Genomic DNA, 21309 nt, shown 5'->3' on the forward strand with positions numbered 1-21309 from the left:
CCGCTTTTTGCGCAAATAGAGAGTCGCAGGAATGAAGCCGTTCGCCTCCCGTTATCTGCTCCTTGTCGCATTTTCCGTGCTGCTGGGCGCCTGCCAAAGTACGCCGCCGGTGGCTGAAGTCCCCGATGCGCGGGCTACGGCCATCGCACAGCTGGAACAAAGCCTGGCCAGCAGCGAATTGGCCACTGCCGAAGATCAGTTGGCCGCTTTGCAGAAAGAAACGCCAAGCGACCAATCCCTTGAGCAATACCAGCGGCAACTGGCCGAAGCGTATCTGCGTCGCAGCCAGATCGTGCTGCAGAAGGGTGATGTGAATGCCGCCGCTACGGCGTTAAGCCGTGCCCGCGTGTTGATGCCGAAAGCCCCGGCTCTGACCGGTGGTGTCAATGGCGCCATTACCGAGGCGCGCAAGGCTGAACTGGAAAAGGCTGAAGCGGCGCTGTTGGCAGCCGAAGCCAAGCCGAAAGCCAAGGTGATCGATCCGACCGCCGAGAGCACTACGGTGGCCCTGAACATCACCGATAGCCGCAAACTTCGCCGCCAACTGGATGCGATCGCCGCCGATGTGGTGAATTATGAGTGTGGGGTGACCATTCAGGCGCCGCGCACCAATGACTATCCTTGGCTGGCGACGTTGCTGACCAAACGGGTCAAGAAATTGAATCCGGATTTTGATCTGAAGATTGTGAAGCAGACCGTACGCACCGTACCGGCACAGATGGTCTTGAGTCCGCGTAAACCTTAAAAGCTTCGCGAGCAAGCTCGCTCCCACACTGGATTTGTGAACTGCACAGAGCCAATGTGGGAACGAGCCTGCTCGCGAAAGCGGTCTTTCTATTACCGAAGATTTTAAGCTGGAATGGCTTTCGCCTTAGGCTCCCGCTCCCAAACCCGATGCTGCCCGATCGCCGCAAAGAACGGTTTGGTCAACGACGGCACATCCTTGCCCTGCAGCAATCCGGCATCCGCTTCCAGCTTCAGCAAATCCTGCAACTGCTTGGCCTCACCGTGCAGCGCAATCGCCTTCAAATGCTTATACGCCTCCAGCAGGTAATGCAATGCCACACCGTCGCCGCTCAACGCCTTGACAGACGCCGCGCCACCCGGCACAAACACCGCATCGAAAATCACCGACGGCATGCCTTCCATGGACGCATCCACCGGCAGGCTTTTGCCGTCAGCGGTCTTCACTGGTGCCGAAGTCGGGCCGAGCAACTTGGCATGCGCACCCTCAGCCGCCAATGCCTTCTTGATCGCATCAATCGCTGCACCATCGACGCCGTTTGCCGCAAGAATCGCCACTTTTCGCGTCTTGATGTTTTCCGGCAACAGGTTTGCCTGGCTCAATGACGGCGAATGATCGAAGGAGGTTTTACGAACCTCGACCGTGCCTTTGCTTGGTGCCGGCAGACCCAGATTAGCCGCCACACGCTTGGCCAGTTCCAGATCGATATTAGCCAGAATCTCGTTCACTTCCCGCGCACGGATGAACTCACGCTCCACCTTGCCCAGCTCGAAGCTGTAAGCGGCAATGATGTGCTCCTTCTCGTGATCGCTCATGCTGTTGAAGAATAGCGTCGCCTGGGAGAAGTGGTCGCTGAACGACTCACTGCGCTGGCGGATCTTGTTGGCATCGATTCGTTCTGGATAACTCTCGAAACCACCGTCCTGCGCGGCCGGCGGGGTTTCTTTCGGCCAGCCGCTATCAATCGAGTTCGGCTCATAGGAGGCGCGGCCCTTGTCGATCACCGTACGGTGTTGCGCATCGCGCTGGCCGTTGTGGAACGGCGCCACCGGGCGGTTGATCGGCAACTCATGAAAGTTCGGTCCACCGAGTCGGCTGATTTGCGTATCGGTGTAGGAAAACAGCCGACCTTGCAGCAACGGGTCGTTGGAGAAGTCGATGCCCGGCACGATGTGGCCAGGGCAGAACGCGACCTGCTCGGTCTCGGCAAAAAAGTTGTCCGGGTTGCGGTTCAGCGTCATCTTGCCCAGCGGCGTGATCGGCACGATTTCTTCGGGGATCAGCTTGGTCGGGTCGAGGATATCGAAATCGAAGTCGTGCTCGTTTTCCTCCTCGATGATCTGTACGCCGAGTTCCCATTCCGGGTAGTCGCCCATCTCGATCGCTTCCCAGAGGTCGCGACGGTGGTAGTCGGTGTCTTTACCGGCCAGCTTCTGCGCCTCGTCCCACACCAGCGAACAAGTGCCTGCGGTAGGGCGCCAATGGAATTTGACGAAGCGCGATTTACCTTCGGCGTTGATCAGCCGGAAGGTGTGCACGCCGAAGCCCTGCATGCTGCGCAGGCTTTTCGGGATCGCCCGGTCGGACATCGCCCAGATGACCATGTGCGCTGATTCCGGCACCAAGGACACAAAGTCCCAGAACGTATCGTGCGCCGAGCCACCGGTAGGGATTTCGTTATGCGGCTCGGGTTTCACCGCGTGGACGAAGTCGGGAAACTTGATCGCGTCCTGAATGAAAAACACCGGCATGTTGTTGCCGACCAGATCGAAGTTGCCTTCATCGGTGAAGAACTTCACCGCGAAGCCGCGTACGTCACGCACGGTGTCGCCGGAGCCGCGTGGGCCCTGCACCGTGGAAAAGCGCACGAACACCGGCGTCTTTTTCCCCGGATCCTGTAGGAAACCGGCCTTGGTCAGCGTCGAATGGTTCTCGTAGGCTTGAAAGAAGCCATGCGCGCCAGTGCCGCGCGCGTGAACGATGCGCTCGGGAATGCGTTCATGGTCAAAATGCGTGATCTTTTCCCGCATGATGAAGTCTTCAAGCAGTGACGGCCCACGCGGGCCAGCCTTTAAGGTGTTCTGGTTGTCGGCGATCTTCACGCCCTGATTGGTGCGCAGGGCCTGGCCGGTGGCGTCGGAGCGAAACTTCTCCAGGCTGTCGAGTTTGGTATTGGTGTTGGCGCGATCCGGGGCATCGGTTCCGGCCATCTGGCTTTTGTCGGACGTAGGCTTCTTGCTCATCAGTCGTAAACTCCTCGGTTGACCCCGATGCTGGCCGGGGACTCTTGAGTGGTTCCCGGGCACGGCACCCAGGGTTTTCAAGTCGCTTACTTAATGACTGATGGGCTGCTTTGGACGTTCCTTTTTTATGACCTTTGATCTTGTTATTGCCAAATCGAAGGTTAATTGCGAAATAAATGCTAAGAACCTCTATACGGACAGGCTAAAATGCGCGCCCGGCTAACCGCTGATCCTTTTCTAACGCGCCCCACAAGGTTCGCTACGTGATCGAGTTTCAAAACGTCCATAAGACTTACCGCGTCGCCGGTAAGGATATTCCCGCGCTGCACCCGACCAGTCTCGCCATCGAGAACGGGCAGGTGTTCGGCCTGATCGGTCATTCCGGCGCGGGCAAAAGTACCCTGCTGCGTCTGATCAATCGCCTGGAGAACTCCAGTGGCGGCAAGATCATCGTCGACGGCGAAGAAGTCACCGCGCTGGACGCCAACGGCCTGCGCCGTTTCCGCCAGCAAGTCGGGATGATCTTCCAGCACTTCAACCTGCTCGCCTCCAAGACCGTAGCCGACAACGTTGCGTTGCCGCTGACCCTGGCCGGCGAACTGTCGGGCAGCGAGATCGACCAGCGTGTCGCCGAGTTGCTGGCGCGGGTCGGGCTGTCCGACCACGCGAAAAAGTACCCGGCGCAATTGTCCGGCGGTCAGAAACAGCGCGTCGGCATCGCCCGCGCCTTGGCAACCAAGCCGAAGATTCTGCTGTGCGACGAGGCCACCAGTGCCCTCGACCCACAGACCACCGCGTCGGTCCTGCAATTGCTGGCCGAAATCAACCGCGAACTGAAACTGACCATCGTCCTGATCACCCACGAGATGGATGTGATCCGTCGCGTCTGCGACCAGGTGGCAGTGATGGACGCGGGCGTAATCGTCGAGCAAGGTTCGGTAGCCGATGTGTTCCTGCATCCGCAGCACCCGACCACCAAGCGTTTTGTGCAGGAAAGCGAGCAGATCGACGAGAGCGAGCAGCGCGATGACTTCGCTCACGTGCCGGGGCGCATCGTGCGTCTGACCTTCCAGGGCGAAGCGACCTACGCGCCGCTGCTCGGTACCGTCGCCCGGGAAACCGGCGTCGACTACAGCATCCTTGCGGGTCGCATCGACCGCATCAAAGACATTCCTTACGGGCAATTGACCCTCGCCGTCACCGGTGGCGACATGGAAGCGGCGTTCGCCCGCTTCACCGCCGCTGACGTTCACATGGAGGTATTGCGCTAATGGAAGACCTGATCAGTTTCTTCACCAATATCGACTGGTACGAAATCTGGCTGGCCACCGGCGACACGATGCTGATGCTCGGCGGTTCGCTGCTGTTCACCGTGTTGCTCGGCCTGCCGCTGGGCGTGTTGCTGTTCCTTTGCAGCCCGCGTCAGTTGCTGGAAAACCGTGGCCTCTACGCGTTCATGTCGCTGGCGGTGAACATCCTGCGTTCGTTGCCTTTCATCATTCTGTTGATCGTGATGATCCCGTTCACCGTGCTGATCACCGGCACGTCGCTGGGCGTGGCCGGTGCGATTCCGCCGTTGGTGGTCGGTGCGACACCGTTCTTCGCGCGTCTGGTGGAAACCGCGCTGCGTGAAGTCGATCGCGGCATCATCGAAGCGACCCAGTCGATGGGCGCGACCACGCGGCAGATCATCATGAACGCCTTGTTGCCGGAAGCCCGTCCGGGCATCTTCGCGGCGATTACGGTGACGGCGATTACACTGGTGTCCTACACGGCAATGGCCGGTGTGGTTGGCGCCGGTGGTCTGGGCGACCTGGCGATCCGTTTCGGTTACCAGCGTTTCCAGACTGACGTGATGATCGTCACCGTGGTGTTGCTGCTGATTCTGGTGCAAGTGTTGCAAATGGTGGGCGACCGTTTGGTCGTGCATTTCTCGCGCAAATAAGCGGTTTTGTATTGAACAGATGAGCCGGCCATTCGCTGGCAGGCGCCAGACGGGCGCCTCATAAGGAGTTAGCTGAATGAAAAAACTGATCGCTGCTTTTGCTGCCGTTGCAGCATTCTCGGCCCACGCCGAAACCCTGACCGTTGCCGCCACCCCGGTGCCGCACGCGGAAATCCTCGAGTTCGTGAAGCCGGCCCTGGCCAAAGAAGGTGTGGATCTGAAGGTCAAGGTCTTCACCGACTACATTCAGCCGAACGTACAGGTCGCGGAAAAGCGCCTGGACGCCAACTTCTTCCAGCACCAGCCGTACCTCGATGAGTTCAACAAGGCCAAGGGTACTAACCTGGTCGCCGTTACCGGCGTGCACCTGGAGCCGCTGGGCGCTTACTCGAGCAAGCTCAAGGATCTGAAGGATCTGCCAAGCGGTGCCAACGTGGTAATTCCGAACGACGCCACCAACGGCGGCCGTGCGCTGTTGCTGCTGGCCAAGGCTGGCGTGATCACCCTGAAGGACCCGACCAACATCCTGTCGACCGTCAAAGACATCGCGACCAACCCGAAAGACCTGAAAATCCGCGAACTGGAAGCCGCGACCATCCCGCGCGTGCTGACCCAGGTCGATCTGGCGCTGATCAACACCAACTACGCGCTGGAAGCCAAGCTCGATCCGTCCAAGGATGCGCTGGTGATCGAAGGCAATGATTCGCCGTACGTGAACATCCTCGTGTCCCGCGCGGACAACAAGGACAGCGATGCGATGAAGAAACTCGCTGCTGCGCTGCACAGCCCGGAAGTGAAGAAATTCATTACCGAGAAGTACAAAGGTGCGGTGCTGCCGGCGTTCTGATTTAGATTGCTGCAATGAAAAAGGGGACGCCATGTGCGTCCCCTTTTTTGTGTCTGGTGTCTGGCTTTGGACCTGCTGTGAAGCTTCCCCTCACCCCAGCCCTCTCCCAGAGGGAGAGGGGGCCGACCGAGGTGTCTGGCGCTATGCATCGACCTGAAAGATCGAGTCGATTATGGGTTCGGCACAGCACAACGACCTGAGCGATCCTGGCGATTATGGATTCAATACAGCGCTTACAAGTCGGCGTATTTCTTCACCATCCCCCATTCAGTCCCCTCTCCCTCCGGGAGAGGGTTAGGGTGAGGGGCTCTTGGCTTTTGACCCGTCACTTGCGATTGAGCATCACCGGCAGCTGCGCGACCAGTTTGGCGTTATTCAACGGCGCCCGAATAAACCCCCGCTGCGTCCCGTCCGGCCCGATCACCGCCAGATTCCCGCTGTGATCCACCGTGTAATTCGGCTTGCTGGTATCCGCCGGAATAAACGGAATACTCACCGCGTTCGCGACCTTCTGCAGCTCTTCAATCGAAGTCGGCGTCAGGCCGACAAACTGCGGATCAAAGTAGCCCAGGTACTGCTTCAACTGCTTCGGGTTATCGCGGTTCGGGTCAACGCTGACCAGCACGATCTGCAACTTGTCCACAGCGTCTTTCGGCAGTTCACTCTTGATTTGCCGCAACTGGGCGAGGGTGGTCGGGCAGATGTCCGGGCAGAAGGTGTAGCCGAAGAACAGTAGACTCCACTTACCTTTGAGCTCGTTGATCGCCACCGGTTTGCCGTCCTGATCGGTCATCGTCACGTCCGGCAGGTTGCGGCTCTGCGGCAGCAGAATAATGCCGGCGTCGATCAGCGCAGTCGGGTCGCCCTGGCCCTTGCCGCTCAGCACTTTGTTGACGGTCAGGCCGAGGATCAGCGCGATCACGGCGACGAGGATGAAGACGGTTTTCTGGGTTCGAGTCATAGGTTCAACAGTAAGTAGTGGTCTACGAGCAGGGCGATGAACAACAGGAACAAGTACCAAATAGAGTACTTGAAGGTGTTGATCGCCGCGTGCGGCCGAGTGCCACGGTACAGCACCACGGCCCATTGCAGAAACCTTGCGCCGAGAGCGAGCGCGCAAATCAGGTAGAGCATGCCGCTCATGTGGATCACGTACGGCAGCAGACTCACCGCCAGCAGCGCGAAGGTGTAGAGCAGAATATGCACTTTGGTGTAGTGCTCGCCGTGGGTGACCGGCAGCATCGGGATGTCAGCCTTGGCGTATTCCTCTTTGCGATGGATCGCCAGTGCCCAGAAGTGCGGCGGGGTCCAGGCGAAGATGATCAGCACCAGCAGCAACGGTTCGGCGCTGACGTGGCCGGTGGCAGCTGTCCAGCCGAGCAGTGGCGGGGCGGCGCCAGCGAGGCCACCGATGACAATGTTCTGTGGCGTCGCACGTTTGAGGAAACCGGTGTAGATCACCGCATAACCGAGCAGCGAGGCCAGGGTCAGCCAAGCGGTCAGCGGATTGGTGAAGGTCAGCAACAAGGCCTGACCAAGCAGCGCCAGCACCAGTGCAAACGTCAGCGCTGCCGCCGGTGAAACCCGGCCCTCGGCCAATGGCCGTTTGTGCGTGCGCGCCATCACCGCATCGATGCGCCGATCCACCACATGGTTGACCGCCGCTGCGCCGCCGGCACACAACGCAATCCCCAGATTGCCGAACACCAGCACCGTCCACGGCACCCCGGCGCGAGTTGCGAGGAACATGCCGACCAGCGAAGTGATCAGCATCAGCACCACGACTTTCGGTTTGGTCAGTTCCAGATAATCTCGCCAGATCGCCTGATGCGGGCGTTCGCCAATCAGAATCGCCACGGCGTTTCTCCTTTTATGGTGATGGGCGCGGCCGCGTGTTTACGCGGGATCAGACGCCAGCGTGCGAGCACCGGTTGTTTGACCCGGACCAGACTGGTGCGCGCGTGGTAATTGACCAGCACCATGGTCAGCAACAGCGCCGCACCGCCGGCGTTATGCGCAACCGCCACCGGCAACGGCAGATGGAACAGCACGTTGCTGATGCCGAGGCTGATCTGTGCGGCGAGGGCGATCAGCACCAGACCGGCCAGCCGTGTCATGCCGACCACTTTCAATTGCCAGGCCAGACCGAGCAGAACCAGCGTCACCAGCAGAGCGCCGATACGGTGGGTCAGGTGAATCGCTGTGCGCGCATCGCTGTCGAGTTGGCCGCCCAGATAATTCGGGCCGATGTGTTGGGTCAGGTGAAAACCGTTGGCGAAATCCGCTGGTGGCAGCCATTGCCCGTGGCAAGTGGGGAAGTCGATGCAGGCCACCGCCGCGTAGTTGGAACTGACCCAGCCGCCCAGAGCGATCTGGCCGATCACCAACAACAATCCCGCCGTCGCCCAATATTGCAAACGCTTGGGCACGGTCAGCGCCGGCAGCACGCCGGACAATCGCAACGTCAGCAAAAACAACAGGCTCAGCGTCGCAAAGCCGCCGAGCAAATGCCCGGTGACCACCTGCGGCCAGAGCTTGAGCGTCACTGTCCACATGCCGAACGCCGCTTGCGCAAACACCACCGCCAGCAAAAACAGCGGCAGCTTCAACGGCTGCCCCGGATGACGCCGATTGACCCACGCGCGCCCGGCCAGAACCGAAATGAGCAGGCCGAGGGTGCCGGCGGAGTAGCGGTGGATCATTTCGTTCCAGCCCTTGTGCGCCTCCACCGGCGAGTCGGGGTAATGCAGTTCGGCATGGGCCAGTTGCGCTTCGCTTTTCGGCACGCTGATAAACCCATAGCAGCCTGGCCAGTCCGGACAGCCGAGGCCGGCGTGGGTCAGGCGCGTATAGGCGCCGAGCAGCACCACAATCAGTGCCAGCAGGGTGGCAAACAGCGCGAGGCGAAATCCAGGTTTGGCCATGACGATGCCCTTATCCGATGTTCGACAGTTTCAGCAGATGACGCAGGTCGTTGAGCAGATCCTTGCCTTTCACATTCGGCTCGTAGCGCAGCACGAGGTTGCCGTGCGGGTCGATGATCCACAGTTGCGGCGTGGCTTTGTCGCCCGTGGTTTTGCTGAACGTGGTGGCGTCCAGCGGATAGCGTTGCAGCTGTGGATATTCACGGGTCAGCTTGGCCTCGTAATCGGCGCTCACCGGTTGCGCCACGGCGAGGGCATGGCTAGCGCGCCCGGCTTCGCGGCCGAGGCCGATCTGGATCTGCCGCGCCAGATACACCAGTTGCTGGCAATCCACCGCGCAATCTTTCGGCGCGGTGACCAGCATCTGCCAGCGTTCTTCATCGGCCTGCACGCCGAGATCGGCGCGGGTCTGGCCGTTGCCGATCAGTTCGCCGTGATAGCTGCGACCTTCCGGCACCCAGAACTGCAATTTGTACATACCGGTGGCGAGCAGCATCGGGCCGACCACGCCAAGCACGATCAGCAACAACTGAATGCGCCCGCGACGGCGGCTGGCGGCGGGTTTCGCCTCAGACATGCTGGGTGGATTCATGGCCGTTCCCATGGTGTTTCTCCTTTGCGTTGTGCAGGCCCAAGTAGATGTAGAGGCCGAGCAGGGCGGTGGCCATGGCGAACCACTGCACGGCGTAACCGAGGTGTTTTTCCGGGCCCATGGCGACCACCGGCCAATCGACCTCGTAGCTGGCCGGGCCGGGTTCGGCGCGTAATTCGTAGGCGAAGCCGTCGCGCTCAAGGGTTTGCCACAGCTTGGCCGGCTCGACGGTGGTGACGGTTTGCGGCCAGCTGTTGCTGACCGGATCGGCGTGCAACTGGAAAGTCGCGCCGGGTGCGACGTAGACCCAGGCATCGACATTCAACGCATCAGTGGGCGTGGTGAATTGCGGCGGCACGCGGCGATCCGGCCACGGCAACCAGCCGCGATTGACCAGCAGCCACAAACCGCTGCGTTGATCCTGAAACGGTTGCAGCAACTCGACGCCGACCTTGCCGTTTCGCTGGCGGTTATCCAGCAGCAAGCTGTGTGCGGCATCGAACAGGCCGTGCAGATGCACACGGCGATAAGCCGGATCGGCGCTGCTCAGCAACTCAGTGCTAGCCATCGGTTCGGCCGCGCGGCGTTCGGCGTAGCTGGCGAGCAGGGCGGTTTTCTCGGCGCCACGGCTCAATTGCCAGAAGCCTAAAGACACCAGCAGCGGCAGCAACAACGCCACCGCTACGGTCGGTATAACGCCCGGACGAAAGCGCTTCATGGCTGCGCCACAAAGTCAGTCTTTGCGCTCGCTATACTCAACTGCATCGCCTGTCCCCCGGAGTTCTTCCCATGCTCAAAACAGCGATCGTCCTGATGCTGATTGCCACGGTGATCAGCCTGTTCAGCGGCCTGTTTTTCCTGGTCAAGGACGACAGCAGCTCGAATCGCCTGGTCATCGCCTTGAGTGTTCGGGTGGCATTGGCCGCCGTCACCGTCGGCTTGATCGCCTGGGGTTTTTACAGCGGCCAACTGGTGTCGCATGCGCCTTGGTAATGCTGATCCTCAGAGTACGTAAACGAAGATAAACAGGCCGATCCACACCACGTCGACGAAGTGCCAATACCAGCTTGCCGCTTCGAAGCCGAACTGGTGCTCGTTATCGAAGTGGCCCTTCATGATGCGCATCAGCATCACGAACAGAATGATCGTGCCGATGGTCACGTGGGCGCCGTGGAATCCGGTGAGCATGAAGAACGTCGCGCCATAAATGCCCGAACCGAGGGTCAGCCCCAGTTCGTGGTAAGCGTGAATGTATTCCTCAGCCTGGAAACCGAGAAACGCGCAGCCCAGCAACACGGTGATCGCCAGCCAGATTTTCAGCGCGCCGCGATGGCCCTTCTTCAAGGCATGGTGGGCAATGGTGATGGTCACGCTGGAACTGACCAGCAAGATCGTGTTGATCAGCGGCAGGCCCCACGGGCTGATGACTTCTTTCGGCGGCGGGAACAGTTTCGGATCCGGCGTGTGCAGCAGCGGCCAGGTGAACTGGAAGTTCGGCCAGAGCATATGGGCGATGCCTTTCGGCCCTTCACCGCCGAGCGCCGGACCGGAGATGTGCCGTACGTAAAACAGCGCACCGAAGAAGGCGACGAAGAACATCACCTCGGAGAAGATGAACCAACTCATGCCCCAGCGGAACGAGCGATCCAGCTGTGCGCTGTAAAGTCCCGCGCGGCTTTCCTTGATCACCGTGCCGAACCAGCCGAACAGCATGTACGCCACCAGCAGGCCACCGACGAAAAAGATCAGCGGGCCGTGGGATTCCGGGCGCGCGGCCTTCAGATCGTTGAACCAGGTGGCCAGGCCGTACACGGTGACGAGCATCCCGACCGTGGCAATGATCGGCCACTTGCTTTGGGCCGGAACGAAATAATGCTCATGAGTTGCCATTTATTGTTCTCCTTATCGGGCACGCTCAACCGCCAGTGTTTACAGCCACCGGCGGATGTCGGGCGGTGATATCGAACAGCGTGTAGGACAGCGTCAGGTGCTTCACATCCTTGGGCATGTCGCGGTCAACAATGAAGCGCACCGGCATCTCGATCTGCTGACCGGGCTGCAGCACCTGCTGGGTAAAACAAAAGCATTCGGTCTTGTGGAAATACGCCGCGGCGTTGCTCGGCGCGATACTCGGCACGGCTTGCGCACTCATCGGTTTGTCGGTGGGATTACGCGCGATAAAAATCATCTCGTTGACCGCGCCGGGGTTGGCGGTGAGTTCGTCGTGCTTGGGGTAGAAGTCCCATGGCATATCGGCGGTGTTGGTCGAGAGAAACTGCACGCGCACCTGGCGCGAAGTGTCGACCACTTGCTCGCCTTCGTACTGTCCGGCGGTCTTGCCATTGATGCCGAAGGCTTTGCACATCACGTCGTAGATCGGCACCAAGGCAAAGCCGAAGACAAACATCGCCACCACTACACCGAGCAGACGGGTGACGAGTTTTTTCATCGAGATCGAGTCAGCCATGGTTCATGCCTCGCACCAGATCCCTTGTGGGAGATCTCTGTTCATTTCACTTCCGGCGGTGTGGTGAAGGTGTGATACGGCGCCGGTGACGGCACGCTCCACTCCAGACCTTCCGCACCGTCCCACGGCTTGGCCGGCGCAGGCTCGCCACCGCGAATGGTCTTGATCACGATGAACAGGAAGAAGATCTGCGTGGCGCCGAACATGAACGCGCCAATCGACGAGACCATGTTGAAGTCGGCGAACTGCAGGTTGTAGTCCGGAATCCGTCGAGGCATCCCCGCCAGTCCCACGAAGTGCATCGGGAAGAAGGTCAGGTTCATGCCGACGAACGACAGCCAGAAATGCAGCTTGCCGAGGGTTTCGTCGTACATGTGCCCGGTCCATTTCGGCAGCCAGTAATAGGCTGAGGCGAAGATCCCGAAGATCGCCCCCGGCACCAGCACATAGTGGAAGTGCGCGACCACAAAGTAGGTGTCCTGATACTGGAAGTCTGCCGGGGCGATGGCCAGCATCAGCCCGGAGAAGCCACCAATGGAAAACAGGATCACGAACGCCACCGCGAACAGCATCGGCGTCTCGAAGGTCATCGAGCCTTGCCACATGGTGCTGGCCCAGTTGAACACCTTCACTCCGGTCGGCACCGCGATGAGCATGGTCGCGTACATGAAGAACAGCTCGCCCACCAACGGAATGCCGACCACGAACATGTGGTGCGCCCAGACGATGAACGACAGGAAGGCGATGCTCGCCGTGGCGTAGACCATCGAGGTGTAGCCGAACAGCGGTTTGCGCGCGAAGGTCGGGATGATCTGGCTGACCGCGCCGAACGCCGGCAGGATCATGATGTACACCTCAGGGTGCCCGAAAAACCAGAACACATGCTGGAACAGCACCGGGTCACCGCCGCCGGCAGCACTGAAGAAACTGGTGCCGAAGTGGATGTCCATCAGCATCATCGTCACGCACCCGGCCAGCACCGGCATCACCGCGATCAGCAGGAACGCGGTGATCAGCCAGGTCCAGACGAACAGCGGCATTTTCATCAGGGTCATGCCGGGGGCGCGCAGGTTGAGAATGGTCGCGATCACGTTGATCGCGCCCATGATCGAACTGATCCCCATCAGGTGGATGGCGAAGATGAAGAAGGTCACGCTTTCCGGCGCGTAGGTCGTCGACAGCGGTGCGTAAAAGGTCCAGCCGAAATTCGGCCCGCCACCGGGGGTGAACAGGGTCGAGACCAGCAGCAGAAACGCCGCCGGCAACAGCCAGAAGCTGAAGTTGTTCATCCGTGGCAGGGCCATGTCCGGCGCGCCGACCATCAGCGGGATCATCCAGTTGGCGAGGCCGACGAACGCCGGCATCACCGCACCGAAAACCATCACCAGACCATGCATGGTGGTCATCTGGTTGAAGAACGCCGGTTCGACGATCTGCAGACCGGGCTGGAACAACTCGGCGCGGATCACCATGGCGAACGAGCCGCCGAGCAGGAACATCAGGAACGCAAACCACAGGTACAGCGTGCCGATGTCTTTGTGGTTGGTGGTCAGCACCCAGCGCATCAGGCCTTTGGCGGGGCCGTGGGCGTGGTCGGCATGACCGTGGTCATCGATGACAGCGCTCATGGCCGGTCTCCTTTACGTGAGTGGGCGGGGCGGGCCGGGGCGTGGTGCCCCGGCCGGTTCACGAGGTACGCGATAGACCGGCTCATTTGCTTTCCGCCTGTTTCAGCTCCAGCACTTCTTTTGGCGTGACCATGTCGCCCTTGTTGTTGCCCCAGGCGTTACGTTCGTAGGTCACGACTGCTGCGATATCGACTTCCGACAGCTGTTTGCCGAACGCCGCCATGGCGGTGCCGGGCTTGCCGTGGAAAACAATGCTCAGGTGGTCCTTGATCGGACCGGTGGCGATTTTCGAGCCCTTGAGTGCCGGGAACATCGGTGGCAGGCCTTGGCCTTCGGCCTGGTGACAGGCAACGCAGGTGGTGTGGTAGACCTTGTCGCCACGTTCCTTGAGTTCGTCGAGGGTCCATTCCTTGCTGGTCAGCTCCTTAAGCTGCGCGGCCTCGGCTTTGCGCTCGGCGAGCCATTTCTCGTAGTCGGCCTTGTCTTTGACCTCGACCACGATCGGCATGAAGCCGTGATCCTTGCCGCACAGTTCGGCGCACTGACCACGGTAAAGCCCGGGTTTGTCGATACGCGTCCAGGCTTCATTGACGAACCCCGGGATCGCATCGCGCTTGACCGCAAACGCCGGCACCCACCAGGAGTGGATCACGTCGGCGGAGGTTACGAGGAAGCGCACCTTGGCCCCGGTCGGCAGCACCAATGGCTTGTCGACCTCAAGCAAATAGTGTTCGCCCTTGGCTTCCTTGTTGTGGATCTGCTCGCCGGGGGTGGCCAGGTTGCTGAAGAACTCGACGTCCTGGCCCAGGTATTTGTAGTGCCACTTCCACTGATAACCGGTGACCTGGATATCGATGTCCGGCTCACTGGTGTCGTACATCTTGATCAGGGTGGCGGTCGCCGGTACGGCCATGGCCACCAGAATCAGCAGCGGCACGACGGTCCACATGATTTCGACGCCGGTGCTTTCGTGGAATTTTGCGGCGACCTGCCCGGTAGAACGGCGGTGCACCATCATCGACCAGAACATGGCGCCGAAGACGATGATCCCGATCACCACACAGATCCAGAAAATGGTCATGTGCAGGTCGAATACTGCGTGACTGATTTCAGTCGCTCCAGGCGCCATATTCACAGTCCAGGCGGCGTTGGCCTGGCTGAAAATCGACCACAACAGGAGGCCCATCCAGACGTGTGGATGTCGCATCATTGCGGGTTCCCCTTATCGTTCTTGTTATCCCGCCGGCTTTCGCCTGCGGCAAGGGAGCGGCTGCATCAGACTACGAACTTGAATCGCCGGGCCTTGCTGCGGGTGCAGTCGGGCGTCATCAGCTAACTCCATTCACTGGCGAGTATAGACAGCGACGGGAAATTGCAATGTGGGGACGTAAATCAACTGAAACAGCGGGGACTTGCGTTCAAGGGCACGAATGGAGAAGGATGCAGACGAATGGTGGCAAACCGATATAACGCAGGCGCATCAAGGATGAAATAATTATGACAAATGCGTCTTAGCATTTTTCGTAAGCCAGCTAAGTTATGTCTTCCCTATTTCATTGCCTTGTTCCCTGGAGTTTTCATGAACACCGCCGCATTGCGCGAGCAGATCCAAAAAGCCCAACAACACGAAAAAGACACCGGCCTGCTGACCCGTCAGCTGGAAAGCAAGCTGCCTCATTTACACCCGGCGATCCAATTGCCGGAAGCCGACGCCCAGGGCGTGCTGACGCGTTTTGTCGCCGCCTACATCGATGAAGTCCCAGACCTGCTGGATGCAGCCAATGAAGTCGCCAGGGAAGCGGGAATCGAATCTCAGATCAAACCGGTGCTGAAAATCGCCGAGCAGTATTTCCTCCAGCCGCCAGCCATCATGGCCGGGCACGTTGGCCTGGACAGCCTGCTCGACGAAGCCTATCTGGCACACCGTTTTGTCGAAGAGGTCAACGACCTGTACATCAAGCATTTCGGCCAGCCACTGATCCCCCTGGACATGACGGTCGCCAACTTGATTGCTCACCAATTGATCGGTGAGGAATTTGCCAACCAACTGGATGAAGCGGTGCATCACGCCATTGACGAGATGCTCAACGATGAGAGTTTTGCCCTGGAGTCGGTAGAGGTCTACCGCGAAAAACTCAGCAGCCCGGACACCGGCGCCGCGTGGAAACGCTGGCCGTGCATGGGTCGCCGACTGGGTGTGGGCCTGGAACTCGATCAGCCTGCTGCGTAAGCCTCATACGCCATAGATCCAATGTGGGAGCGAGCCTGCTCGCGAATGCGCTCGATCATTCAACATCTCTGTTGGCTGATACACCGCTTTCGCGAGCAGGCTCGCTCCCACAGGGTTTGTGTTGACAATGGATTATCTAGCCGGCCGCACCGATGCCAGTGTTAGTTCGAATCCGTCCCTCAAGCCTGCGCTTCAACCCGCGCGACTCGATCAACAGCTTCGACCCCTTCGCCGCATTCGCCCGGCCCCACTCCTCCAGCAACTCCAGACACGAATGGTCGATGTAGCTCAGATTATTCAGCGGTACATGCACCGTCGTGCCGTGAGGAATGCTGCCTAGCACCTGTGTCAGCGCCGGCACTTTGAGGAACGTTGCCGCACCGACCAGACGCAACTCCATCTCTCCATCCTGTGGCAGATCAATCAGGCTGATCTTCAATCGCGAAGCCTTGAACGCCAGTTTCAACATCGTCAGACCGAAACCGATCAACACGCCCGTCAGCAGGTCAGTGAAGATGATCGCCAGCGCTGTCGCCGCGTAGGTGAACATCGGCATGCGCCCATAACGACCCAAACCTCGAAACGCTTTGAGATCGACCAGTTTGAAACCGGTGTACACCAATACGCCCGCCAGGCTCGCCACCGGAATGCTTTGCAGCACGCTCGACAGCAACAACACGAACGCCAGCAGCCACAGGCCATGGAAGATCGTCGAGTAACGCGTGGTCGCACCGGCCTGGACATTGGCCGAGCTGCGCACGATCACCCCGGTCATCGGCAGCGCGCCGAGCAGACCGCAGAGCATGTTGCCGACACCTTGCGCCGACAGTTCACGGTCGAAGTCCGATCGCACGCCGCTGTGCATGCGATCCACCGCTGCAGCGGACAACAGGGTTTCCGCGCTGGCGATAAACGCCACCGCGAACGCCGCGATCAGCAATGTCGGATCGGCCAGGCTAAGCAAGTCTGCAGGCTTGAGCCAATCAATGGCTTCCGCTAGATTCGCCGGTACTTCAACGCGCTTGACCTGCAAAGCGAGCAACAGACTTGCCCCGGTCGCCAGACCCACACCGAGCAAGGCACCCGGAACGAAGCGCAACGAATGTGGGCGGAATTTTTCCCACAGCCACATCACCGCAATCGTCGACAACCCGAGCAACCCGGCCTGCCAGCCAAACGACGGCAAGGCCTGCGCTACCGCCGCCGGGAACGCCGTAAGGTTATCCAGGCCCGAGGGCTTCGGTGACGCATCGAGCATCACATGCACCTGCGACAGCACGATCAGCACACCAATCCCCGCCAGCATCCCGTAGACCACCGCTGGCGCCGTAACCCGAAACCAGCAGCCGAGCTTCAAGCGCCCGGCCACCAGTTGCAGAAAACCGGCGAGCAATAGAATTGGCCCGAGCATCTCGATGCCGTGCTGGCGCACCAGCTCGAACACCAACACCGCCAAGCCCGCCGCCGGCCCACTGACCTGTAGCGGCGAACCCGCCAGCCAACCGACTACCAGACCACCGATGATCCCGGTGATCAAACCCTTGGCTGGCGGCAACCCAGACGCAATCGCGATACCCATGCACAGCGGCAAGGCGACCAGAAACACAACCACTGAAGCGAGCAGCTCCCGTGGCAACACCGCTTTCAATTGAGCCGCACGCATGGCGATTCTCCCGAAGTTTTCTTCAGGCATGGCTTCGCCGAACCGCTGAAACAGCGGCCGGCGTCAAACCACACAGATTGTTAGGAAGATTTAGAAGCGCGCTTTGGGCGTCGCCACCGGGATCGGATGGCTACCGTCGAGCGGCAGGAAACGGCCCTGATCCGCATCGTAAGCTTTGATTTCGCTGGTTTCGATGTTGTAGACCCAGCCATGGATGAACAGATGACCGTTCGCCATGCGCGAGGCTACCGAAGGATGGGTACGCAAGTGCTGCAATTGGGCGATGACGTTTTCCTCGGTGAGGATCGGCATGCTTTCTTTTTCGTCGGCGCAGTGACAGTTGTCGTGCACCATGGTTTTCGCGACTTCAGCGTGGCGCAGCCAGGCTTTGACTGTCGGCATTTTTTCCAGGCTGTCCGGGTTGAGTACCGCACGCATGGCGCCGCAATCGGAGTGGCCGCAAATGATGATGTGCTGCACGCCCAGCGCCAGCACCGCGTATTCGATCGCGGTGGACACGCCGCCGTTCATCTGGCCGTAGGGCGGCACGACGTTGCCGACGTTACGGGTCACGAACAGATCGCCCGGCGAACTCTGGGTGATCAGTTCGGGGACGATGCGCGAGTCGGCGCAAGTGATGAACATCGCCTTTGGCGCCTGGGCCGTGGCGAGTTTCTTGAAGAGTTCTTCCTGTTGGGGAAAAACTTCATGATGAAAATGCAAAAAGCCGTCAACGATCTGTCGCAGCGCTGCATCGGCGGATTCCGCTTCAGGGGTTTGCGCCGACGCAGCCAACGGCTGTTTATCCTTGTCACTCATGATTCATCCTCTTAGGCGGATTCAGGGAGTCTTCCCCGGTATTCCGGTATGAAGCCAGTGGCTGTTTAAAACTATCCGGGTCATCCCGACCCGTCAGTCACTCGATGAACAAGGTAGCCGCCGAAACTTAACTCAAACTGAATCAAACGCTCTAGAACGTGTGTTCCAGGTCACAAAAAACGTGACTGGGTGATTTCGGCGGAAGGATTCCAACCCCTCAACCATAGGCCAATTGTCGCTAAATCAACGACATCTGGCGACCCGGCGGACAGAAGGCAGTGCAATCGAGGTTGTAGCCTTCGCGATGATTCATGCCCAGACGCTTGATGGCTTTGGCGAAGCGCTGCGCGAGCAGGTCGGCGAACACCCCTTCACCGCGCATGCGTGCGCCAAAACGGCTGTCGTAGAGCTCGCCACCACGGCTCTGGCGGATCAGGCTCAGCACATGCGTGGCTCGCTGCGGATAGTGCGCGGCGAGCCACTCCTCGAATAACGGCGCCACTTCCAGCGGCAGGCGCAACATCATGTAGGCCGCGCTTTGCGCGCCCGCTGCGTGGGCCTCGTTGAGCAGGTTTTCGATTTCGCTGTCATTGATCATCGGGATCATCGGCGAACACAGCACGCCGACCGGAATGCCGGCTTCGCGCATGACCCGAATGGCGCGCAACCGCGCTTTGGGTGCAGCGGCGCGCGGTTCGAGGATGCGTTTGAGTTCGTCGTCCAGCGTGGTCAGGCTGATCATCACCGCGACCAGACGTTGCTGCGCCAGCTCGGTCAGCAGATCGAGGTCGCGCAGAATCAGCGAGCCTTTGGTGACGATGGTTACCGGGTGCTTGTAGCGCAGCAGCACTTCGAGGGTCTGGCGGGTGATTCTGTGTTCGCGCTCGATTGGCTGATACGGATCGGTATTGGAGCCCAGATTGATCGGCGCACATTGATAGCCTTTTTTTCCGAGCTGTTCTTCCAGCACCTGGGCGGCATTGGTTTTTGCGATCAGCCTAGTTTCGAAATCCAGCCCGGGCGACATGTCCCAATAGGCGTGGCTGGGCCGTGCGTAGCAATAGATGCAGCCGTGTTCGCAGCCGCGATAAGGATTGATCGAGCGGTCAAAGGGCAGATCCGGAGATGTGTTGCGAGTGATGATGGTTTTTGCGGTTTCGATCATCACCTCGGTGCCTTGGGTCATTGGCACTTCCTGATACCAGCCGTCATCCTCGGCCACCGAACGGTTCGGCGCGAAGCGGTTGTGTGGGTTGCTGGCGGTGCCGCGACCACGGGGCGGGAGAGAATTGATCATTGGGCAGGCTCCTGATCTGTATATGCATACAGTACCTGAGCACAGCCGATGCAATCCAGTACCGTTCAGCGTTGGGATAACTGCTGAGTGGCAAAGTTAATATATGTGCAAAGGTCAAGTACAACCCGAGATACATATGTTCCATTGTCGCGCCAAGTTATCGAATATAGTCTTTCGCACTTCCCCCGGACTGTTGTCCGGTAATCAGGTTAAAAGGATTTAAGTCATGTCTTATCTCAATCAGCGCGGCGTATTTGTACAAATGATGCTGCCAAGTGCTTCTGAACCCAACACCATTGTTTCGATGCAACTGGCGCGTAAGGAACTGGGCTGGAACGCCGAGCAAGAGCTGTCCACCGAGACCCTGGTGGATTCGATCTACATGGAAGCGGTGTCCAGCGACCGTGGCAAGACTTTCACGATTCGCACCAACAAGAAAGATGTCGACGGCGATGGTGATATTGATAACGATGACAAGGCGAAGTTGATTGCACTGGCCAAGGCCTATGTAAGTATCGTCAATCCTTAAGATAAAAACCTGTTGCAATACGCATATTAAAAACCCTGCATGAATGATTCATGCAGGGTTTCTGTTGTTAATGATGTTCGGTTACTTGGCCAAGATCATCAGTGGACGTTGTTTTCATATCGTCGCTGCGTAAGCCGGCAACTTCTTTGGCGCTAACCGGCGCACCTTTGTTACCCCAACTGCCACGGATGAAACTGACGACGTCCGCCACTTCCTGATCCGACAGGCGCCAGGCGAAGCCCGGCATGGTGAAGGTCGAGGGCGCCGTGTGCGTCGCCGGCAACGTACCGCCCTTGAGCACGATGTGGATAAGCGACGTCGGGTCTTCCGATTGCAGCACCGGATTGCCCGCCAGCGCCGGGAACACCCGGGTGTAACCGTGGCCATCGGTGCGATGGCACGCGGCGCAGTTGTCGATGTACACCGCAGCACCACGCTGACTGTCATCACCGTTCCACAGCGCCTTGGCGGCTTTCTCATCGTACTGATGCGGCTGATCGTTCGGATCAATGGCCGGCAGTGACTTGAGGTAGCGGGCAATCGCCGTCAGGTCGGCGTCGGTCATGTACTGCATGCTGTGGGTGACCACATCGCTCATGCCGCCGAACACCGCGCTGCGATCACTGCGACCGGTCTTGAGGAATTGCACCAGTTGCTCTTCGCTCCAACTGCCCAGACCGTCCTTGTGATCACCGCGCAGGCTCTTGGCGATCCAGCCTTCCAGCGGCGCACTGCCGGCGAGGAAGTTGCTGCCGTCGGCAGCGCTCAGGGATTTTTCCTGCATGGTCAGCGCACGTGGCGTATGGCAGGCACCGCAATGGCCGAGGCCTTCGACCAAGTAGGCGCCCCGGCTGATGACGGCATCGTCACCGCTCGCTTTATAGTCCTCGACCTTCGGCGCAAACATCCAGCGCCAGCCCATCAGCGGCCAGCGCATGCTCAACGGCCATGGAATATCACTGGCCTTGTTCTCTTGCGCCACCGGTTCGACGCCGTGCATGAAGTACGCGTACAGCGCTTTCATATCGCCTTCGCTGACGCGGGCGTAGGATGGATACGGCATCGCCGGGTACAACGTACTACCGTTTTTGGCGACGCCATGACGTACGGCCTGATCGAAGTCTTCGAAGCTGTATTCACCGACGCCGGTTTTATCCGGGGTGATGTTGGTCGAGTAGATCGTGCCGATCGGCGTTTCCATCGGCAGACCGCCGGCGAACGGCTTGCCGCCCTTGGCGGTGTGGCAGGCCACGCAGTCACCGGCGCGGGCGAGGTATTCGCCTTGTTTGATCAAACTTTGATCAACTTCAGTCGCATGGATTGCGGCACTGCCGAGCAGCGCCAGGGTCGCGATAACGAGGTTTTTCATGGTCATCGCTC

21 protein-coding genes are annotated in these 21309 nt (G+C 59.5%); 7 read left to right on the forward strand and 14 right to left on the reverse strand.

Features of this window, described 5'->3' with window-relative positions; all coding sequences use genetic code 11:
* The first annotated feature begins 31 nt into the window (after nt 1-31).
* A complete protein-coding gene (locus ACRRSD_RS15720; RefSeq protein ID WP_435034220.1) occupies nt 32-745 on the forward strand; it encodes a PA5502 family lipoprotein in 714 nt (237 codons plus the stop codon).
* Between the two features lie 104 nt (nt 746-849).
* Here the strand turns inward: ACRRSD_RS15720 and katE are convergent, their stop codons facing one another.
* Nucleotides 850-2991, reverse strand: a complete 2142-nt coding sequence (gene katE / locus ACRRSD_RS15725) for a catalase HPII (protein ID WP_435038509.1) — start codon at nt 2989-2991, stop codon at nt 850-852.
* A 260-nt stretch (nt 2992-3251) separates the two neighbouring features.
* On the opposite strand from katE, the gene ACRRSD_RS15730 reads away from it, so the two are divergent.
* The 3 genes from ACRRSD_RS15730 (at nt 3252) to ACRRSD_RS15740 (ending at nt 5780) form a co-directional block, all read left to right on the forward strand.
* Nucleotides 3252-4259, forward strand: a complete 1008-nt coding sequence (locus tag ACRRSD_RS15730) for a methionine ABC transporter ATP-binding protein (RefSeq protein ID WP_435034221.1) — start codon at nt 3252-3254, stop codon at nt 4257-4259.
* On the forward strand, nt 4259-4933 hold the full coding sequence (locus ACRRSD_RS15735) for a methionine ABC transporter permease (protein WP_016986455.1): 675 nt from the start codon (nt 4259-4261) through the stop codon (nt 4931-4933). The genes ACRRSD_RS15730 and ACRRSD_RS15735 overlap by 1 nt, the downstream gene beginning before the upstream one ends.
* 76 nt (nt 4934-5009) lie before the next feature.
* Entirely contained in the window at nt 5010-5780 is a 771-nt protein-coding gene (locus ACRRSD_RS15740; RefSeq protein WP_435034222.1) for a MetQ/NlpA family ABC transporter substrate-binding protein, read from the forward strand.
* A gap of 325 nt (nt 5781-6105) precedes the next feature.
* On the opposite strand, the gene ACRRSD_RS15745 is transcribed toward ACRRSD_RS15740, so the two are convergent.
* From ACRRSD_RS15745 to ACRRSD_RS15765, 5 genes are read right to left on the reverse strand one after another with little or no spacing between them, the layout of a single operon-like run.
* The gene (locus ACRRSD_RS15745; protein ID WP_007911741.1) at nt 6106-6741 is read right to left on the reverse strand and encodes an SCO family protein; all 636 of its coding nucleotides are present in this window, start codon (nt 6739-6741) and stop codon (nt 6106-6108) included.
* Nucleotides 6738-7637 carry a heme o synthase gene (gene cyoE / locus ACRRSD_RS15750; RefSeq protein WP_077575206.1) on the reverse strand — a complete coding sequence of 300 codons (900 nt, stop codon included), beginning with the start codon at nt 7635-7637 and terminating at the stop codon, nt 6738-6740. The genes ACRRSD_RS15745 and cyoE overlap by 4 nt, the downstream gene beginning before the upstream one ends.
* Complete coding sequence (locus ACRRSD_RS15755; RefSeq protein ID WP_435034223.1) at nt 7625-8704, reverse strand: COX15/CtaA family protein; 1080 nt, start codon at nt 8702-8704, stop codon at nt 7625-7627. The genes cyoE and ACRRSD_RS15755 overlap by 13 nt, the downstream gene beginning before the upstream one ends.
* Before the next feature lie 10 nt (nt 8705-8714).
* Nucleotides 8715-9308: a hypothetical protein gene (locus tag ACRRSD_RS15760; protein WP_435034224.1), complete on the reverse strand. Its 594-nt coding sequence runs from the start codon at nt 9306-9308 to the stop codon at nt 8715-8717.
* Nucleotides 9274-10014, reverse strand: coding sequence for an SURF1 family protein (locus ACRRSD_RS15765; protein ID WP_435034225.1), 741 nt, complete (start codon nt 10012-10014; stop codon nt 9274-9276). The genes ACRRSD_RS15760 and ACRRSD_RS15765 overlap by 35 nt, the downstream gene beginning before the upstream one ends.
* A 71-nt stretch (nt 10015-10085) precedes the next feature.
* Here ACRRSD_RS15765 and ACRRSD_RS15770 point away from each other — a divergent pair, with 71 nt between their 5' ends.
* Nucleotides 10086-10289: a twin transmembrane helix small protein gene (locus ACRRSD_RS15770; RefSeq protein ID WP_127925322.1), complete on the forward strand. Its 204-nt coding sequence runs from the start codon at nt 10086-10088 to the stop codon at nt 10287-10289.
* Between the two features lie 9 nt (nt 10290-10298).
* Here ACRRSD_RS15770 and ACRRSD_RS15775 read toward each other — a convergent pair whose 3' ends face one another.
* From ACRRSD_RS15775 to coxB, 4 genes are all read right to left on the reverse strand, one after another.
* On the reverse strand, nt 10299-11186 hold the full coding sequence (locus ACRRSD_RS15775; protein WP_401167632.1) for a cytochrome c oxidase subunit 3: 888 nt from the start codon (nt 11184-11186) through the stop codon (nt 10299-10301).
* 25 nt (nt 11187-11211) lie between these two features.
* A complete protein-coding gene (locus ACRRSD_RS15780) occupies nt 11212-11763 on the reverse strand; it encodes a cytochrome c oxidase assembly protein (protein ID WP_103302941.1) in 552 nt (183 codons plus the stop codon).
* A gap of 41 nt (nt 11764-11804) precedes the next feature.
* A complete protein-coding gene (gene ctaD, locus ACRRSD_RS15785) occupies nt 11805-13391 on the reverse strand; it encodes a cytochrome c oxidase subunit I (protein WP_064389745.1) in 1587 nt (528 codons plus the stop codon).
* An 82-nt stretch (nt 13392-13473) separates the two neighbouring features.
* The gene (coxB, locus tag ACRRSD_RS15790; protein WP_435034226.1) at nt 13474-14601 is read right to left on the reverse strand and encodes a cytochrome c oxidase subunit II; all 1128 of its coding nucleotides are present in this window, start codon (nt 14599-14601) and stop codon (nt 13474-13476) included.
* A 369-nt stretch (nt 14602-14970) separates the two neighbouring features.
* Here coxB and ACRRSD_RS15795 point away from each other — a divergent pair, with 369 nt between their 5' ends.
* Nucleotides 14971-15621, forward strand: a complete 651-nt coding sequence (locus ACRRSD_RS15795) for a hypothetical protein (protein WP_122596900.1) — start codon at nt 14971-14973, stop codon at nt 15619-15621.
* Nucleotides 15622-15757: 136 nt separating this feature from the next.
* Here the strand turns inward: ACRRSD_RS15795 and ACRRSD_RS15800 are convergent, their stop codons facing one another.
* From ACRRSD_RS15800 to ACRRSD_RS15810, 3 genes are all read right to left on the reverse strand, one after another.
* Nucleotides 15758-17284 carry a SulP family inorganic anion transporter gene (locus ACRRSD_RS15800; RefSeq protein ID WP_435034227.1) on the reverse strand — a complete coding sequence of 509 codons (1527 nt, stop codon included), beginning with the start codon at nt 17282-17284 and terminating at the stop codon, nt 15758-15760.
* 90 nt (nt 17285-17374) lie between these two features.
* Nucleotides 17375-18103 carry a carbonic anhydrase gene (locus ACRRSD_RS15805; protein ID WP_064116616.1) on the reverse strand — a complete coding sequence of 243 codons (729 nt, stop codon included), beginning with the start codon at nt 18101-18103 and terminating at the stop codon, nt 17375-17377.
* Nucleotides 18104-18341: 238 nt separating this feature from the next.
* Nucleotides 18342-19400 (reverse strand): PA0069 family radical SAM protein, encoded by a 1059-nt coding sequence (locus tag ACRRSD_RS15810; protein WP_435034228.1) that lies wholly within the window; start codon nt 19398-19400, stop codon nt 18342-18344.
* A 226-nt stretch (nt 19401-19626) separates the two neighbouring features.
* On the opposite strand from ACRRSD_RS15810, the gene ACRRSD_RS15815 reads away from it, so the two are divergent.
* Nucleotides 19627-19929, forward strand: coding sequence for a hypothetical protein (locus ACRRSD_RS15815; protein ID WP_435034229.1), 303 nt, complete (start codon nt 19627-19629; stop codon nt 19927-19929).
* Nucleotides 19930-19996: 67 nt separating this feature from the next.
* On the opposite strand, the gene ACRRSD_RS15820 is transcribed toward ACRRSD_RS15815, so the two are convergent.
* Nucleotides 19997-21298: a c-type cytochrome gene (locus tag ACRRSD_RS15820; RefSeq protein ID WP_435034230.1), complete on the reverse strand. Its 1302-nt coding sequence runs from the start codon at nt 21296-21298 to the stop codon at nt 19997-19999.
* Nucleotides 21299-21309: the final 11 nt, after the last annotated feature.

The organism is Pseudomonas neuropathica (assembly GCF_051174785.1).
Lineage (GTDB): Bacteria > Pseudomonadota > Gammaproteobacteria > Pseudomonadales > Pseudomonadaceae > Aquipseudomonas > Aquipseudomonas neuropathica_A.

Excerpts from the sequence above, each read along its gene's own strand:
- ACRRSD_RS15800 (WP_435034227.1), bottom strand. The coding sequence starts at position 17,284 with ATGCGTGCGGCTCAATTGAAAGCGGTGTTGCCACGGGAGCTGCTCGCT.
- ACRRSD_RS15765 (WP_435034225.1), bottom strand. The coding sequence starts at position 10,014 with ATGAAGCGCTTTCGTCCGGGCGTTATACCGACCGTAGCGGTGGCGTTG.
- ctaD (WP_064389745.1), bottom strand. The coding sequence starts at position 13,391 with ATGAGCGCTGTCATCGATGACCACGGTCATGCCGACCACGCCCACGGC.
- ACRRSD_RS15770 (WP_127925322.1), top strand. The coding sequence starts at position 10,086 with ATGCTCAAAACAGCGATCGTCCTGATGCTGATTGCCACGGTGATCAGC.
- ACRRSD_RS15780 (WP_103302941.1), bottom strand. The coding sequence starts at position 11,763 with ATGGCTGACTCGATCTCGATGAAAAAACTCGTCACCCGTCTGCTCGGT.
- ACRRSD_RS15810 (WP_435034228.1), bottom strand. The coding sequence starts at position 19,400 with ATGATCAATTCTCTCCCGCCCCGTGGTCGCGGCACCGCCAGCAACCCA.
- ACRRSD_RS15720 (WP_435034220.1), top strand. The coding sequence starts at position 32 with ATGAAGCCGTTCGCCTCCCGTTATCTGCTCCTTGTCGCATTTTCCGTG.
- ACRRSD_RS15735 (WP_016986455.1), top strand. The coding sequence starts at position 4,259 with ATGGAAGACCTGATCAGTTTCTTCACCAATATCGACTGGTACGAAATC.
- ACRRSD_RS15820 (WP_435034230.1), bottom strand. The coding sequence starts at position 21,298 with ATGAAAAACCTCGTTATCGCGACCCTGGCGCTGCTCGGCAGTGCCGCA.
- ACRRSD_RS15795 (WP_122596900.1), top strand. The coding sequence starts at position 14,971 with ATGAACACCGCCGCATTGCGCGAGCAGATCCAAAAAGCCCAACAACAC.
- ACRRSD_RS15740 (WP_435034222.1), top strand. The coding sequence starts at position 5,010 with ATGAAAAAACTGATCGCTGCTTTTGCTGCCGTTGCAGCATTCTCGGCC.
- ACRRSD_RS15755 (WP_435034223.1), bottom strand. The coding sequence starts at position 8,704 with ATGGCCAAACCTGGATTTCGCCTCGCGCTGTTTGCCACCCTGCTGGCA.
- ACRRSD_RS15815 (WP_435034229.1), top strand. The coding sequence starts at position 19,627 with ATGTCTTATCTCAATCAGCGCGGCGTATTTGTACAAATGATGCTGCCA.
- ACRRSD_RS15745 (WP_007911741.1), bottom strand. The coding sequence starts at position 6,741 with ATGACTCGAACCCAGAAAACCGTCTTCATCCTCGTCGCCGTGATCGCG.
- ACRRSD_RS15760 (WP_435034224.1), bottom strand. The coding sequence starts at position 9,308 with ATGGGAACGGCCATGAATCCACCCAGCATGTCTGAGGCGAAACCCGCC.
- coxB (WP_435034226.1), bottom strand. The coding sequence starts at position 14,601 with ATGATGCGACATCCACACGTCTGGATGGGCCTCCTGTTGTGGTCGATT.
- ACRRSD_RS15775 (WP_401167632.1), bottom strand. The coding sequence starts at position 11,186 with ATGGCAACTCATGAGCATTATTTCGTTCCGGCCCAAAGCAAGTGGCCG.
- ACRRSD_RS15805 (WP_064116616.1), bottom strand. The coding sequence starts at position 18,103 with ATGAGTGACAAGGATAAACAGCCGTTGGCTGCGTCGGCGCAAACCCCT.